General features: G+C 36.0%; 14 protein-coding genes and 1 CRISPR repeat array. Of the genes, 9 read left to right on the top strand and 5 right to left on the bottom strand.

Translation table 11 applies throughout. From position 1 onward, the window contains the following. Positions 1 to 80 precede the first annotated feature (80 nt). The gene (locus tag IGJ66_RS06040; RefSeq protein WP_075491507.1) at positions 81 to 1988 is read right to left on the bottom strand and encodes a BglG family transcription antiterminator; all 1908 of its coding nucleotides are present in this window, start codon (positions 1986 to 1988) and stop codon (positions 81 to 83) included. A 263-nt stretch (positions 1989 to 2251) separates the two neighbouring features. Here IGJ66_RS06040 and IGJ66_RS06045 point away from each other — a divergent pair, with 263 nt between their 5' ends. From IGJ66_RS06045 to IGJ66_RS06060, 4 genes are all read left to right on the top strand, one after another. After that, entirely contained in the window at positions 2252 to 2719 is a 468-nt protein-coding gene (locus IGJ66_RS06045; RefSeq protein ID WP_082294042.1) for a PTS sugar transporter subunit IIA, read from the top strand. Continuing rightward, positions 2719 to 3000, top strand: coding sequence for a PTS sugar transporter subunit IIB (locus IGJ66_RS06050; protein WP_067481906.1), 282 nt, complete (start codon positions 2719 to 2721; stop codon positions 2998 to 3000). The genes IGJ66_RS06045 and IGJ66_RS06050 overlap by 1 nt, the downstream gene beginning before the upstream one ends. Positions 3001 to 3063: 63 nt before the next feature. Further along, positions 3064 to 4434: a PTS ascorbate transporter subunit IIC gene (locus IGJ66_RS06055; protein WP_067481908.1), complete on the top strand. Its 1371-nt coding sequence runs from the start codon at positions 3064 to 3066 to the stop codon at positions 4432 to 4434. A 1-nt stretch (position 4435) separates the two neighbouring features. Beyond that, complete coding sequence (locus IGJ66_RS06060; RefSeq protein WP_067481910.1) at positions 4436 to 5152, top strand: transaldolase; 717 nt, start codon at positions 4436 to 4438, stop codon at positions 5150 to 5152. 75 nt (positions 5153 to 5227) lie between these two features. On the opposite strand, the gene IGJ66_RS06065 is transcribed toward IGJ66_RS06060, so the two are convergent. Both IGJ66_RS06065 and IGJ66_RS06070 read right to left on the bottom strand, forming a co-directional pair. Further along, complete coding sequence (locus tag IGJ66_RS06065) at positions 5228 to 5617, bottom strand: YxeA family protein (protein ID WP_067481912.1); 390 nt, start codon at positions 5615 to 5617, stop codon at positions 5228 to 5230. Between the two features lie 292 nt (positions 5618 to 5909). Continuing rightward, positions 5910 to 6737 carry a restriction endonuclease gene (locus tag IGJ66_RS06070; protein WP_071868331.1) on the bottom strand — a complete coding sequence of 276 codons (828 nt, stop codon included), beginning with the start codon at positions 6735 to 6737 and terminating at the stop codon, positions 5910 to 5912. Between the two features lie 498 nt (positions 6738 to 7235). On the opposite strand from IGJ66_RS06070, the gene IGJ66_RS06075 reads away from it, so the two are divergent. Then, complete coding sequence (locus IGJ66_RS06075) at positions 7236 to 9374, top strand: HelD family protein (protein ID WP_430616999.1); 2139 nt, start codon at positions 7236 to 7238, stop codon at positions 9372 to 9374. An 80-nt stretch (positions 9375 to 9454) separates the two neighbouring features. Here the strand turns inward: IGJ66_RS06075 and IGJ66_RS06080 are convergent, their stop codons facing one another. Further along, positions 9455 to 9814: a MerR family transcriptional regulator gene (locus IGJ66_RS06080; RefSeq protein ID WP_071868333.1), complete on the bottom strand. Its 360-nt coding sequence runs from the start codon at positions 9812 to 9814 to the stop codon at positions 9455 to 9457. Positions 9815 to 9919: 105 nt separating this feature from the next. On the opposite strand from IGJ66_RS06080, the gene IGJ66_RS06085 reads away from it, so the two are divergent. The 3 genes from IGJ66_RS06085 (at position 9920) to IGJ66_RS06095 (ending at position 12375) form a co-directional block, all read left to right on the top strand. Beyond that, on the top strand, positions 9920 to 10555 hold the full coding sequence (locus IGJ66_RS06085) for a nitroreductase family protein (RefSeq protein WP_430617000.1): 636 nt from the start codon (positions 9920 to 9922) through the stop codon (positions 10553 to 10555). Between the two features lie 571 nt (positions 10556 to 11126). After that, positions 11127 to 11948 (top strand): aldo/keto reductase, encoded by an 822-nt coding sequence (locus IGJ66_RS06090; RefSeq protein ID WP_376021665.1) that lies wholly within the window; start codon positions 11127 to 11129, stop codon positions 11946 to 11948. 49 nt (positions 11949 to 11997) lie between these two features. Then, a complete protein-coding gene (locus IGJ66_RS06095; protein ID WP_075491510.1) occupies positions 11998 to 12375 on the top strand; it encodes a MerR family transcriptional regulator in 378 nt (125 codons plus the stop codon). A 65-nt stretch (positions 12376 to 12440) separates the two neighbouring features. On the opposite strand, the gene IGJ66_RS06100 is transcribed toward IGJ66_RS06095, so the two are convergent. Next, positions 12441 to 12878: a PH domain-containing protein gene (locus tag IGJ66_RS06100; RefSeq protein WP_067481922.1), complete on the bottom strand. Its 438-nt coding sequence runs from the start codon at positions 12876 to 12878 to the stop codon at positions 12441 to 12443. Between the two features lie 214 nt (positions 12879 to 13092). On the opposite strand from IGJ66_RS06100, the gene IGJ66_RS06105 reads away from it, so the two are divergent. After that, a complete protein-coding gene (locus tag IGJ66_RS06105) occupies positions 13093 to 13464 on the top strand; it encodes a pyridoxamine 5'-phosphate oxidase family protein (RefSeq protein WP_218658259.1) in 372 nt (123 codons plus the stop codon). Between the two features lie 46 nt (positions 13465 to 13510). Further along, a CRISPR array of direct repeats spans positions 13511 to 14140; the repeat unit is 36 nt; unit sequence GTTTTGGAAGCATTCAAAACAGCATAGCTCTAAAAC. Positions 14141 to 14306: the final 166 nt, after the last annotated feature.

The raw sequence follows: 14306 nt of genomic DNA on the forward strand, positions 1-14306 counted from the left end.
GCATATAAAAAGAGTGCCGTTTCAGGAAACCCTTAGACCTTTGTTTGAGGGGATTCATTCATGAAACAGCGCTCTTTTTCTTAACGGATAGTACCTAGAAACATTTCAAAATTTTGCGTATCAGCTATTTTTTGTTGTAGTTTTCGGTCTTCTACAAGATCAGATAAATACTCAAAAAAAGCTTGGAGTTTGTCTTTGTCATCTTCAGCAACGGCAAGTAAAAAGATGATTTTTACGGTTGCATTCGGACGCCAAAAAATCGGTTCTTTTGAGATGTAAACAAAAATTTTTGTTTTCTGGATGGAGGCATCAATAGCATGAGGGATTGCGATTAACTCAGTGATATTTGTTGGTGCAATTTCTTCTCGATCAATCACTTTTTCAATAAAATCTTCAGCGACAATGTCTTGTTCTTGTAAAATAGTTCCGATTGACTGGATTAATTCGTCCCGTGTAAGTTGCTGATTGTTGACAACGAATAGGGCTGGATCAAACAAGCTCAAAAAATGACGTTTTTCTTCTTCAGCAGCTAAAAGTTTTTCAATTTTGCCCATCCCTTGTTTAATATCTAAAAAGTCGATTTGGATAACAGGAATCTGTTTATCTTCGAGAGGAACTGTTGAGATAAGAAAATCAACGTTTGTTAACTTTTTTGTTTGATAAGTTGCATAGGAAATAGTATCGATGATTTCTAATTGATCAGAAAAACGCTTCTTGAGCATCGCTTCAATCAACCGACTTGTCGAAACGCCTTGACCACAGACAACCAAAATTCGTTTTTTATCTGCTGTGTGTGCTTTTTTTCGCTCAATCGCTGCCGCAATGTGTAAAGCTAGGTAACCAATGTCATCTTCGGTGAACTCAAAGGTGCTTAGCCACTTACTATTGTTTGTTGCCAAAACAGCTAATTCAAAGGCATACGAAAAATTCTTTTTGATCTCCGATAATAGGGGGTTTTTTTTATTTTTCATAATTTCCTTTAATGTCAGGTAACTAGAAAAATGGATAAAGAGATCTTTTCGTAAAATCTCATCTTGTTGCAGGTCTTCACCAATCATTTCATTAAGTTCCATCAACATCTGATCAATGAATTGGTAGATCTTAGTTGTTTGGCTACTGGAATGTTGCGGCTGTTGTAAATCTAAAAAGAGATGGTTCTGTAACCAGATTTCGTCTTGAAGGTCAAAGCTGATTTGATTCTTTTTTTCGATAGCTGCCAAAAGTTCTCTGATTGAAGACTGAATCTTTTCATCAATAATAAAAAAACTCGAAACAGATTCAAGATGATGCTGATTTTTCACTCTAAGGATAGCAATGGCTAGGTGAATAACAAAATTTTTTCGATGATAGTCAGAAATTTTATACAGATTAGGTGGAAAGTAATCTGTTACTAACTGTGATAGTTCGACTAAGTTGATTTCGTGAAACAGTTCATACTCATTACGAGAAAACTGCGAGATATAGCTCTCAAAATTTTTTTCAATTAATTGATCTGAGATTACCTGCCGGATAGCTGATTCTTCCCCAACGATTTTATACCCAATGTTTACTTTTGAAGTGATTTTGATCTCATAAGAAGCAAGTAATAAGCGAAGCTGGCGAATATAACCTAAGATTGTCGTTCGCCCGACATACAATTGATTGCACAGTTCATCTAGTGATATTTCTTTCTCTGAAAATAAGAACAGAAGTAATAATTGCTTGATTCGATCTTCAGAAGTTTCTAGTTGATGGGATGGGGTGGTTGATTGTGAATGCAGCTCGGTAAATAGTTCTTGAACATTTTCTTTGTGTAACATTTCGTATCCAATACCTCTTTTGAGCACGACTGTGGCATCGTATTTCGCTAGAAAATCATTTAACTCCTTCAAATCATTTCTGATTGTTCGTTTAGAAACTGAAAAGTCCGAAGCCAGCTGCTCACTGGAACAATTTTTTTCGGTATAGAGACGTTGAAACAGCTGGTTTAATCTTTTATACGCAAACATAATTAGCTCCCCCCTTAATTGTTATCATATATAGGAATGAGCTGAATTACAATTGGCAGATTTTAATAAGAAATCCAAAAGAAAGAAAAGGCTTACAGTTCCAAGGCATGATGGATTCGTTTGAAGGTGGTCAAATGATTTCCATTTAATAACGGAAGTCATTGAACTAAAAAATTCAGCTCTTTCCACTTTGAAAAGGAAAGAGAAGTGGTATCGAATGTATGCGATTTCATTTATAGTATGGATAGCGAGGAGGTAATCGAGTGAAAGAAATCGAACAGCACTATTTATGTGAAAATCATCTAGCATTCAAATCAAAGGTTGCTAACTGGGAAGAGGCAGTGAAGTTAGCCGCAGAACCTTTACTACGAGAACGAATCATTGAAGAAAAGTATATTCAGGCAATGATCAAAAACGTTCGAGAAATGGGCACGTACATGGTATTAGTACCACGAGTTGCAATGCCTCACGCCCGACCAGAAGCAGGAGCATTAGGAACAGGATTTAGTATTTTGAAATTAGTTGAGCCGATTTCTTTTGGTGATGTAAAAGATGTGTACTTAATTATTTGTCTAGCAACGGATAATAATGAGGCTCATCTGGCAATGCTTCAAAAAATTTCCGCACTAATTGATGAAGAGGAAAAAGTCGATGCATTATTAGAAACATCGACAAAAACAGCATTTATTAAACTAGCAGAAAAGTTTATCAAAGAAGAGGAGGAATTATAATGATCAAAATTATTACAGTGTGTGGGAATGGAATTGGTAGTAGTAATTTATTGGCAATGAAAATCAATCAGATTGCGAAAAAGAATGGGTTTGAAGTTGATGCGAAATCCAGTGATTTTAATGCAGCGTTGGGAGAAGAACCCGATCTGTTTGTAACAGTCGATGAATTTGCCAAACAGTTTCCTGCAAACAAAAAAGTCGCTGTCGTTAGAAGCTACGCAGACAAGAAAAAAATTTCGGAAGACATTTTACCAGTATTGGAAGAATTAAGTAAAGGGTAATCATTTATCTTATATGGCCATATGAGAGGATTAAATAGATTCAATAAAACAGGAGGATTCATAATGGAATTTTTGGAATTTCTCAAGGATATGTTTAGTGAACCAGCAATTTTGATGGGGTTAGTTGCTTTGGTTGGCTTGGTTGCAATGAAAGCACCTGGACACAAAATCTTAACCGGAACATTGGGACCAATTCTTGGTTACTTGATGTTAGCCGCAGGTGCAGACGTTATTAGTGGAAACCTTGATCCACTTTCTCAGATGATTGAAAAAGGATTTCACATTACAGGAGTAGTGCCAAATAATGAAGCTGTAACTTCTGTCGCACAAAAAATTCTTGGTGTTGAAACAATGTCGATCTTAATCGTTGGACTGATTGTCAATTTGTTAGTCGCACGCTTTACCCGTTATAAATATGTCTTTTTAACTGGTCATCATTCATTCTTTATGGCGTGTTTATTATCGGCAGTATTAGGTGCAGTTGGCTTTTCTGGAACCTCTTTGATTTTAGTCGGCGGCTTTTTCTTAGGTGCATGGAGCGCAATTTCTCCAGCAATTGGTCAAAAATATACGCTTCGTGTCACTGATGGTGATGAAATCGCTATGGGACACTTTGGCTCGATTGGTTATTACTTATCCGCTTTTATTGGGAGCATCGTTGGAAAAGGTTCAAAGTCGACAGAAGATATTCAAGTGCCAGAAAAATTTGGGTTCTTACGAAATACGACAATTTCTACTGCATTAACGATGGTGATTTTTTACTTGATTTCCGCTATTGCGGCAGGACCTGAATTTGTTTCGACTTTATCAGACGGAAAATCACCCTATTTATTCGCGATTCTTTGTGGATTGAAATTCGCAGTAGGCGTTACAATTGTTTATTCGGGTGTCCGTATGATTCTTGCTGATTTATTACCTGCGTTTCAGGGAATTGCTGATAAAGTCATTCCAAATGCTGTGCCAGCTGTTGACTGTGCGGTATTTTTCCCATATGCACAAACAGCAGTTATCATTGGGTTTATTTCAAGTTTCGTTGGTGGCTTGATTGGTATGTTTATCCTTGGCGCTTTTGGTGGTGTATTGATTATCCCTGGATTGGTTCCTCACTTTTTCTGTGGTGCAACTGCCGGTGTTTACGGTAATGCAACTGGGGGACGACGCGGTGCAGTGGTTGGCTCATTCGTCAATGGCTTATTCTTAGCCTTTTTACCAGCACTTTTATTACCAGTTTTAGGTCAGCTAGGATTTTCAAATGCAACCTTTGGTGATTTTGACTTTGGATGGATTGGTATTTTATTAGGAAAAGTTGGTGGTCAATTTGGACAAACGGGAATCTATGTCATCATTGTGGCAGTTCTAGTCGCTTTGATTGCCCCAAGTATTATTCGACCATCTAAAACAGCGATTAATAATGAAGAAATGGAGCTTGATTAACATGAATTTTAACCTTGATATTTATTCAGATGGTGCAGTGATTGAAGAGATGTTGAAGATGAAAGCTGCTGGAATCGTTTCGGGATTTACAACTAACCCTAGTTTGATGAAACAGGCGGGAATTACGAATTATGTTGCTTTTGCAAAAGAAGTATTGGAAAAAGTCGAAGGATTACCTATCAGTTTTGAAGTTTTTGCCGATGATTTTGCAACGATGGAAAAAGAAGCTTTGAAACTCGCTGCATTGGGCGACAATGTTTACGTCAAAATTCCAATCATGAATACGAAAGGTGAGTCATCAACTGAATTAATCCAGCGATTATCAGAAAAAGGATTGAAACTTAACATCACAGCTATCATGACTTTAGAACAAGTAGAAGCCACAGTTGGTGCATTAGCGAATGGCACTGAAAACATCGTTTCTGTATTTGCTGGACGTGTTGCTGACACAGGAATCGATCCCTTACCATTGATGGAAAAATCTTTGAAAATTTGTGGCCGTAAAGAAGGAACTAAATTACTTTGGGCAAGTTCAAGAGAAGTTTACAACATCGTGCAAGCAGAACAGTTAGGTGTTGATATTATTACTGTGACGCCTGCGATCCTTTCTAAATTGTCAATGTATCACATGGACTTGAATGAACTTTCGTTGGAAACCGTCAAAATGTTCAATCGAGATATCCAAACTCTAGGATTTACTATTTTGGATGAAGAATAACTTAAGCAATAAAAAGAGAAGCTTGAAGCAATCGACTGATTGTTCCAAGCTTCTCTTTTTATAAGATTTATTGGACTAGTTAGTAGTAACAAGTTTATTATTTACTTTCTCGGGTAAGTCTTTTTGATCAATTGTATTGGGACCTTCGATAATCCGCTTTTTACTCATTTTTACTTTGACATATGAATTTGGAATCAATGGTTCCGCATTGTCATTAGAGATCTGAATCTCTCGTTTTTCAGTTGAGCCGTCTTCTTTAACAAAAGTAAGGTCGTAGTCGTAAGAAAACCAAGGACTATTGTCACCAATAGCACTTTCACTTTTATGTTTTACTTTAGCCGGGACTTCGTTTGGCACATGGGCATAGGCAACTTCACCAACATAAGTATCTTGATAATATTGATACCCTTTAAATCCACCGAATGCCAGTAATGCTAAAAATATTACGCCAATCACTTTTTTCATCTTATCACCTTTTTCTCCTAGAAATATGTTCTAGTATACCAAGGGTGATCCAAGATAGGGCTAACAGGGTGCTAACAGTTTTGCAAGATAAGCAAATGCAAAAATAAACTAGATCAACTAAATTTGCGAAGAAGTGTTTATATCGTTTTCCTTATTTTTGCCTTCGGTTTAAAAGTAAAAATGAAGGTTGAAGTGGATAGAGGGTGTATATGAGATATAAAAAAAATCACTGAGAAAAAACAGTGATTTTTTTTACAAACAAATTTAGTTTTAAAGCTAATTTTTTAATCTATTAAAAGTCAGACCAATCAGACTCATCATTTTCTACCGCGTTTGGTAGTGGCTCTGAAGAAGCTGTTTCTAACCCAGTAGAAGGAGAGAGACTTTCTAAGTTTTCAGCTTCATTTTTAGAATTGCGTTCAGCAGAATATTTATCTCTTAAATACTCTTTTAAAGTATCTCGATCCCACAATTCAACATTTCCCTCTAGTGCAAGCTGTTTTGCACTTGCAGAAAAATAGTTGTTTGAAATTACACTAACTTTATCAAGCTTGTAAAATGTTTTACCCGCCAGTGCTTGTTGAACCACGCTGTTTCCAAGTACACTAGAGTGTTTTCTGCATTGAAAACCATAGGATGTTGTTCCCATTGTGGCAAGCAAATCCAGTCCTTGATTGTCTGAATTAACAGTATTATTAATGTCACTGTAGCCGATTTTTTCTAAGAGTTTCTCACAATATCGACCAAATTCAACTTGAGTTAGTTGATCGATTTGTTGTAGTTCATATTCAAAACTCTTACGCTGTACACGATCCATCTCATGGACTATTTTCTTTTTTTGTTTGTTTAAGTCTTGAAGTTCATTTTTTATATGTTTTTTTTCAGCAGTTGAGTTCTCAATTTCTTGATTGATTTTATTTAGGTGATTCAATCTTGAATGATCAAATCCTACTTTCTCTAATAGCATTAATCGAAGAAATTTTGGCAGAATAAAGTAAGCAAATACAAGGCTAATCCCAAAACCACCAAGACGTTCACTTAATGGGCTACTTGCATCAAATAAAAGAGCAAACCCCGAAATACCAAAAAGTGCTGCCATAATAATTCTAAAAGTTTTCATTTAATATGCCTCCAGTGTTTATTTTCTTTTTCATAGTAAGAACATAACTATCTAATCTTTTAAATAGGCATTCAGAATTATTTGCATTCCTAAGGTTCTTATTTTCTCATAAAGGAGAAGAAAGGGGCGCTAAATAAAGTGAATAATTCGTTTTCTTTCCTAAAAAATGGACTAGAATATTTAGTTATCAAAAAGCATCGTTCTTGTTATTTCTTTTTTTAATTATACACTAAAAAATTTTGTGTTTTAATAAAATAAAGATTTATGTAGCGATTAAAATTCAAAAAATATAACAGCTTACAAAAAAAGCAGACCAACAAGTAGTCCACACTTAAAGTCCTAAAATCGTTCTTCTCTTATATCTTTATTATACCGCAAAAAAAATTGTAATTGTAGCCTTGTTTTTGATTGGATGTGGCTGTAAACTGCTATTCCGTAGATAAAACATTTACGGATCATTTTTTAGTAATTTAATAAATAGGCAAAGGGCGTGTTTTCTTGAAGAATGTAGATAAAAAAGAACAACAGCATTTAACGTCAGTTTATCAAGAGTTGAAAGCAGAAAAAAAACGATTGCTGCAGTTGATTCAACAAAAAGATCAGCATGGGCGACAGCACATTGAAGAAATGACTGGTGATATTCGTTTAAACATGGACAATATCACTGATAATTTAGACACCTTTGCCAATATTGAAGCCTTGAATCGGCAAATTGACCAGTACAATATTCAACTGGATTCCGCTAGAAAGAATTTAGAAAAGGTTGAGCGATTACTAGCTTCGCCGTATTTTGGTAAAATTTCCGTGGATTTTTTGGAGGAAGAACCAGATGAAGATTTTTATATTGGAATCAATGGTTTTACCACTGAAAAAGGATCGGATTTAATCTACGACTGGCGTTCACCGATTGCTGAACTATTTTATAACAATGAGCTAGGGAAGTCTCATTATCAAGTGAACAACCGAGAAATTGAAGTAGCAATTGAAAATCGCCGACAGTTAATTACTAAAGCAGACCAACTAATCAATTACTTCGATACTAAGACAACCATTCAAGATGATGTATTGCTTGACGTATTAGCGCAAAATACTTCGAGCACGATGCGAGATATTACGGCGACAATCCAACAAGAGCAAAATCGAATTATTCGTGATCAAGAAGCAAAAAATGTACTGGTCAATGGGGTAGCCGGCAGTGGTAAAACTTCAACAATCATGCAACGGATTGCGTATCTCCTTTATCAAAATCAACAAACGTATTCTGCAAAAGATATCTTGATTTTTTCACCTAACCAAGCATTTGGTCATTATATTGCAGATGTCTTGCCTAGTTTAGGAGAAGAAAATCCACCGACCTTAACTATTTTACAATTGGCAAGAGACTTTTCAGAAGCTGAAGTGGAAGATGAAACAACTTATTTTCAACGTATCAGTCGACAAGAGGCAACCAGACAAGAACGCGTCTTACGAAGTCAAGCATTTATCACATTTATTTTAGAGAATACTCGTTCACTACAGGTCACCTTTAACGAGGTGAATCAGAAGAAACAAGTCTTCTTTACACCTGAACAAATTGCTGAGTTGTTTAACTCTACACCAACAGACTATGACTTACGTGAACGAATTGCAGGCACTAAAGAAAAGATGCTTCAGCAGTGGGAACATCACTTGTTGCAACAAAGCCAAAGTGCAAAGTTGAGAAATCAGTTATTAGAACTGACGGAAAAACAGCAACGAGAATATTTTGGTAAATTATTAACGGAACAATCAGAAACAGCGTTAGCAAAATACGCCGAAATCTTATTGAGGAAAAAATATCGGAGAGTAACAGAGCAAATCAATGAGCTAGATTGGTTGGATAGTACCAACTTGATTGTTCAATTGTATCAAGCATTTACAGGGGAAGAATATCTGTTACAAGAAATTTTGACCCTCGATGAAGCAATAATCCAATTGTTCATTCAGCATACATTAGTTGAAAAGCTTGACCTTTTGGATTACAAAGTTATCTTGATTGATGAAATTCAAGATTATACACCTGCGCAGCTTCAATTGATACGTCATTTTTGGCCACATGCTGATTTGACAATGGTGGGAGACGAAAATCAAGGGATTTTTAACAGTCAGATTTCTTTTGCTGAAATCAGTGAGCTGATAGGAGACTCCGTTGTTTATTATCAATTAACGACAAGTTATCGTTCAAGTGGCGCAATCACGAAATTATTTGCATCATTACTGGAAAATCCCGAAGAAATGCAAATTACACCTATTCGTCCAGACGGAGAAGCAATTCAGTGGCTCCCTTATAACCGACTGTCAGTGTTTATCCATCTGATTGAACAACTGGATTCTGAGAAAATTTATACAATCCTGACAAAAACATTAGCAGAAGCAGATGGTTTGCGAGTAGAACTTTCTGAGCATGTGACAAAAAAAGTACGAATTCTACCAATTGAATTAGCAAAAGGATTAGAGTTTGACCATGTCATCTTGTTTGATGTTTCCGACAAAAATTATCAGACAGAGCAAGATCAACGATTGCTTTATACAGCGATTTCTCGTGGAACGCAAGCGGTGTGGATTACGTATGAAGGAGAATTGACAAGATTTTTAACGGAGCAGTTGAAGAAAAATTGAATTGATTGAGGATTAAAAATTGAAGCGCGGGGCAAAACACGAGTCATTCTTGTGTTTTGTCTCGCGCTTCTTTAAAAAAATTAGAGGACGCAATCATTTTGTTTACTTTCTGCAACCATTTTAGACAAGAGTTCCTTCGCACTTTCTAAGTCATTTTGCATGGCAGTTATTTCCTGAATCTTTTCTTCTGTAAAAGTAATTCGTTCTTCCTTTGTCAAATTTTGTGCGTCACTGGTCAAGTTTTGCAAATCAGAAATAGTAAATCCAGTAGAAGCTAGCATGCTTAATCTTTTTAAATAGGGAACGACCTCCTCCGCATATACACGGTAATTATTATTATCTCGTGAAATATATCTTTTAGGAATCAACTGTTGTCGTTCATAAAAACGGAGTGTAGAAATAGGAATCTTTGTCAGCTCTGAAACAGTTTTTGTTTTCAAAAAAATTTCTCCTTTATGCTTGCTATAAACAAAGGTTCATAGTTTAAGATAAACACATCTTATTGATTGAACAATAGGATGTCAAGAAAAAAGGAGAGAAATCAGATGAAATTAGAACATTTAAATGACTTTAACAAAATTATCGCTGAACGAAAATCAATCCGAAAATATGATCCTGAAGTTAAAATCTCGAAGGTTGAAATGACAGAGATGCTAAAATTAGCTAGCACCGCACCGTCAGCTGCCAATATTCAACCATGGCGAGTGGTGGTCGTTGAGTCGGATGAAGCAAAAGCCACACTTGAACCCGTATTGATGGGAAATAAATTGCAAAATGAAACTTCATCAGCGATGCTATTGATTTTTGGCGATTTATTAGCTTATGAAAATGTAGAGCGAATTTACGATGAGGCTGTTGAGAAACAATTAATGCCTTTAGAAGTACGTGAACAACAAGTGAATACTATTCGCGCAGGCTACTCTTCATTACCAACAGAAGTGCTTAGAGAAGTGGTCAAAACAGATGCAAGCTTATTCGCTATGCAGTTGATGTTAATCGCTCGTTCGTATGGTTATGACACAAATCCGATGACCGTTTTCTACCAAGATCAGCTTGCTGAAACTTTTTCATTAGATCCTGAAAGATATGTTCCAGTCATGATCCTTTCCATTGGTAAGGCAGTCGAGGAAGGTTATCGTTCAATTCGATTAACTGTTGATGAATTCAGCAGTTGGAAATAACAACATCTACTACAAAGTAAAACTCCCACCCAAATTTTATCGGGTGGAGTTTTTTGCTTAAAAAATCGTTGTGACAGAGGTTATTAGCTTTAGTAAATAGAAATTTTTGTAAATTGCTTTTCAAATTTTGTGAGATTTCCACTTAATGTCATTGTCGAAGAAATTGCTTTGGGAACACCGTGAATAAGGCTGTGAAAGAAGTGTCTAGCTCCAATAAATAAGAATAAATTTCCAGAAGCTGCTTCTCAAATTTTTGTGAAATTTATTTTTATTTTGAAGAAGTTACCTCTTGAACCCATTTATCTGGAAAAAGGGATGCAAGACAAGTATTCTCACATCTCCTTTTACTTTAGAGTTAAAGAGTACTCGTCTCGTGTTTATAAATTTCATTAATCAGTAAGAAGTTGATGACTTACTTATTAATCGAAGTAGATGAACATGTTGTGGTTAATAATAAAGAAATAGCAAAATGTTTTCTTGACTTAGAGTGCACTCCAGATGATTGAATGGAATTATCTTAAAAAAGGAGTGAAGAATAGTGAATAGCAAACTATTAAACAACGGAAAAAAAATGCCACAATTAGGTTTTGGTGTCTATCAAATCCCACTAGCAGACACTGCTGAAGCGGTCTATCAAGCAATCAAAATCGGGTATCGTTTAATCGATACAGCTATTTCATATGGAAATGAGGTTCAAACTGGTCAAGGAATCCAACGTGCAATTGCTGAAGGGCTTGTTCAACGAGAAGAACTCTTTATCACAACAAAACTTTTTATTCAACAAATGGGAGAAGAAAAGGCAACCCAAGCTATCCAACAATCACTCATCAATATGAATCTGGACTATCTGGATTTGTACTTGATTCATCAACCTTATGGCGACATTTATGGTGCATGGCGTGCCTTGGCAGCTGCACAAGAAAAAGGTTTGGTTAAATCAATTGGACTCTCCAACTTTGATTCGGCAAAGCTAATTGAATTTGTCAAAATGAATGAAGTAGCCCAACCACAAGTCAACCAAATTGAGGTTAATCCTTGGAACCAACAACAAGAAGCTGTCAGTTATCATAAAATGTGTGATGTTCAAATGGAAGCATGGGCACCTTTTGCGGAAGGACGGCATGAGCTGTTTACTAATGAAACGTTAGCCGGAATTGGTCGAAAGTATAACAAAACAATTGGGCAGGTTGTTTTACGCTGGTTGATGCAGCGAGGAATCATCGCCTTGGCAAAATCTGTGAATCCCGAACGAATGGCAGAAAATTTTGCTATTTTTGATTTTGAATTATCAGCGGAGGATTTGGCGTTGATTGCTCAATTAGATCAAAAAGAATCAGCATTTTTTGACCATCATGATCCAGAAAGAGTAAAATGGTTTATGGAAAGACTTTGATTTTTAATCAATGTAGCTGCAAAATGATCAATTGCCGGAGGGAAACAACATGAATATCAAAGAAGCAGCCAATCTAACAGGACTATCGAATGATACCATCCGTTATTATGAACGAATCGGAATCATTATGCCCGTACCAAGACAAGAAAACGGGCTACGTGATTTTTCAGAAAGAAGCATTAATCAGTTGAAATTCGCAAAGACGATGCGGAATGCAGGAATGGGTGTGGAAAGCTTACGCGAATATGTGGCGATGATTTATGAAAACGATGATTCAACGATCCCAGCTCGCAAAGCATTATTACTGGAGCAAGCTGAGCTGATGCAAGAAAAAATAACTAAAATGCAAGAAGCACATGATTATTTGCTATTTAAAGTCGAAAACTACGAAGGGCACATGCGCGAGTCTGAACAAAAGTTACAATAAATAACGAAAAAAAGCCCACTTTACTGCACCTTTTGATAGGGGAAAGTGGGCGAAACAATTCAAAATTATTTGTTGATTCGCGTTCGATTTGTCATACTGACATTTCCTAGATAGCGGTATAAGGGTAAGATATCCGTCTTTTTAGGAAATTCAAATTTATGTACGGCATGCACTTCGTTGTTTGAACGTTGATTAATATTTTTAAGATAAGTAATTGTAATCTCACTGTCATCTAATCCTGTTCCAGCAGTTTCCATATCGACTTCGACAATTGAATCAAGATGTATCGAGTGGAAGGCGGTTTTCTTACCAGTTGCTCCTTGCTTATCAACAAAAATCACTCGATGATTGGTAAAAATCAACGCATCCCTAACCAATTGATAGCCCATCGTAATTTCTTCATTATCAAAAAGATATGCTCCATATTCTTGAGTCAATTGTTCTGGCGTTTTTTCTGAGTAATTTCCTAAAGCTCCTTGTACAAGATTATTAAATAATGCCATACTGAGACCTCCTAAGTTGTTGTTTTTTGTGTCTAAACACTTAGTATGATTGACTATTTAATTAATCATACCTTATTTTATCGTACCACGTCGCGCATAATTATAGTATATATTTTTAAGTTATAAGTCTGATTTTTTTATTACTAGAAAGTGAACGAAATACTTAGTGGTGCTATAATAAATTTACGATAATTGAAATGAGGTCTGCAAAATGATGAATGAAACATTTTTAGAGGTAATGAGACATGAGGGAGCAGTAACAATAATTTCTTCGAGTGAAAATGCTCCGGGCTTTCATGCTGTGAACACTTGGAATAGCTATGTTCAAATCAGTGGCGATAAATTATATATTCCTGCAGCTGGGATGCACAGTGTTCAACAAGATATCGAAAAAAATAATCAAGTGATGTTAACCGTTGGAAGCAAAGAAGTCATTGGTACAGTAGGACCTGGTGCAGGATTCCATTTGCACGGAACCGCTGAGTTTATCACAGAGGGACCAATTTTTAATGAAATGAAGGAAAAGTTTCCGTTCTTAAGCCGTGTGCTACAAATAACTGTCACTGAAATTGATCAAAAAATTTAACAAAAAAAGGACCAGCTCTCAATGGGCGGTCCTTTTTTATCATATATTTAGCCAGTCATTCAAAACAGCATAGCTCTAAAACATTTCATCAACTTCTAATTGTAGTGTACCAGTTTTGGAAGCATTCAAAACAGCATAGCTCTAAAACACCACTCAACTTATCACCTCTGTTAACTACGTTTTGGAAGCATTCAAAACAGCATAGCTCTAAAACGTTTTTACACTTTTTATACCTATTTACTACGTTTTGGAAGCATTCAAAACAGCATAGCTCTAAAACGAAAAAGAAAGTCCGTTTGAAAGAAGTGAAGTTTTGGAAGCATTCAAAACAGCATAGCTCTAAAACAACAATATCGTCACACAGAAGCGTTCATTGGTTTTGGAAGCATTCAAAACAGCATAGCTCTAAAACTATCGCTCGCGTGAACAGTTGTCGAACCTTGTTTTGGAAGCATTCAAAACAGCATAGCTCTAAAACTTATTGCACATGTTAGATATGACCCGTAATGTTTTGGAAGCATTCAAAACAGCATAGCTCTAAAACCACCATGAATAACTTCCAGATTTATCAATAGTTTTGGAAGCATTCAAAACAGCATAGCTCTAAAACACACTTAACAATTGATTGTTTTGAATAATAGTTTTGGAAGCATTCAAAACAGCATAGCTCTAAAACCTCGGATAAATTTTTTGAGGCTCCGTAATCGCACTATTCACCCATAGCAAGGCTTCAGTTTGAATGCTTCTTTCTATTTATTTGGTAATATGTTGGCTATTTGAATGTCAACGAACAGTTTTCTTTAGTATAGCATAAACTGGCTTTCTGTCGTAACCAGTTTTTG

Origin of the sequence: Enterococcus sp. DIV0176 (genome assembly GCF_050528535.1) — a bacterium.
GTDB classification, from domain to species: Bacteria; Bacillota; Bacilli; order Lactobacillales; family Enterococcaceae; genus Enterococcus_B; species Enterococcus_B thailandicus.

Coding starts and splice junctions, on each gene's coding strand:
- IGJ66_RS06040 (WP_075491507.1), bottom strand. CDS start 1,988: ATGTTTGCGTATAAAAGATTAAACCAGCTGTTTCAACGTCTCTATACC.
- IGJ66_RS06050 (WP_067481906.1), top strand. CDS start 2,719: ATGATCAAAATTATTACAGTGTGTGGGAATGGAATTGGTAGTAGTAAT.
- IGJ66_RS06055 (WP_067481908.1), top strand. CDS start 3,064: ATGGAATTTTTGGAATTTCTCAAGGATATGTTTAGTGAACCAGCAATT.
- IGJ66_RS06060 (WP_067481910.1), top strand. CDS start 4,436: ATGAATTTTAACCTTGATATTTATTCAGATGGTGCAGTGATTGAAGAG.
- IGJ66_RS06065 (WP_067481912.1), bottom strand. CDS start 5,617: ATGAAAAAAGTGATTGGCGTAATATTTTTAGCATTACTGGCATTCGGT.
- IGJ66_RS06070 (WP_071868331.1), bottom strand. CDS start 6,737: ATGAAAACTTTTAGAATTATTATGGCAGCACTTTTTGGTATTTCGGGG.
- IGJ66_RS06085 (WP_430617000.1), top strand. CDS start 9,920: ATGAAATTAGAACATTTAAATGACTTTAACAAAATTATCGCTGAACGA.
- IGJ66_RS06090 (WP_376021665.1), top strand. CDS start 11,127: ATGCCACAATTAGGTTTTGGTGTCTATCAAATCCCACTAGCAGACACT.
- IGJ66_RS06095 (WP_075491510.1), top strand. CDS start 11,998: ATGAATATCAAAGAAGCAGCCAATCTAACAGGACTATCGAATGATACC.
- IGJ66_RS06100 (WP_067481922.1), bottom strand. CDS start 12,878: ATGGCATTATTTAATAATCTTGTACAAGGAGCTTTAGGAAATTACTCA.
- IGJ66_RS06105 (WP_218658259.1), top strand. CDS start 13,093: ATGAATGAAACATTTTTAGAGGTAATGAGACATGAGGGAGCAGTAACA.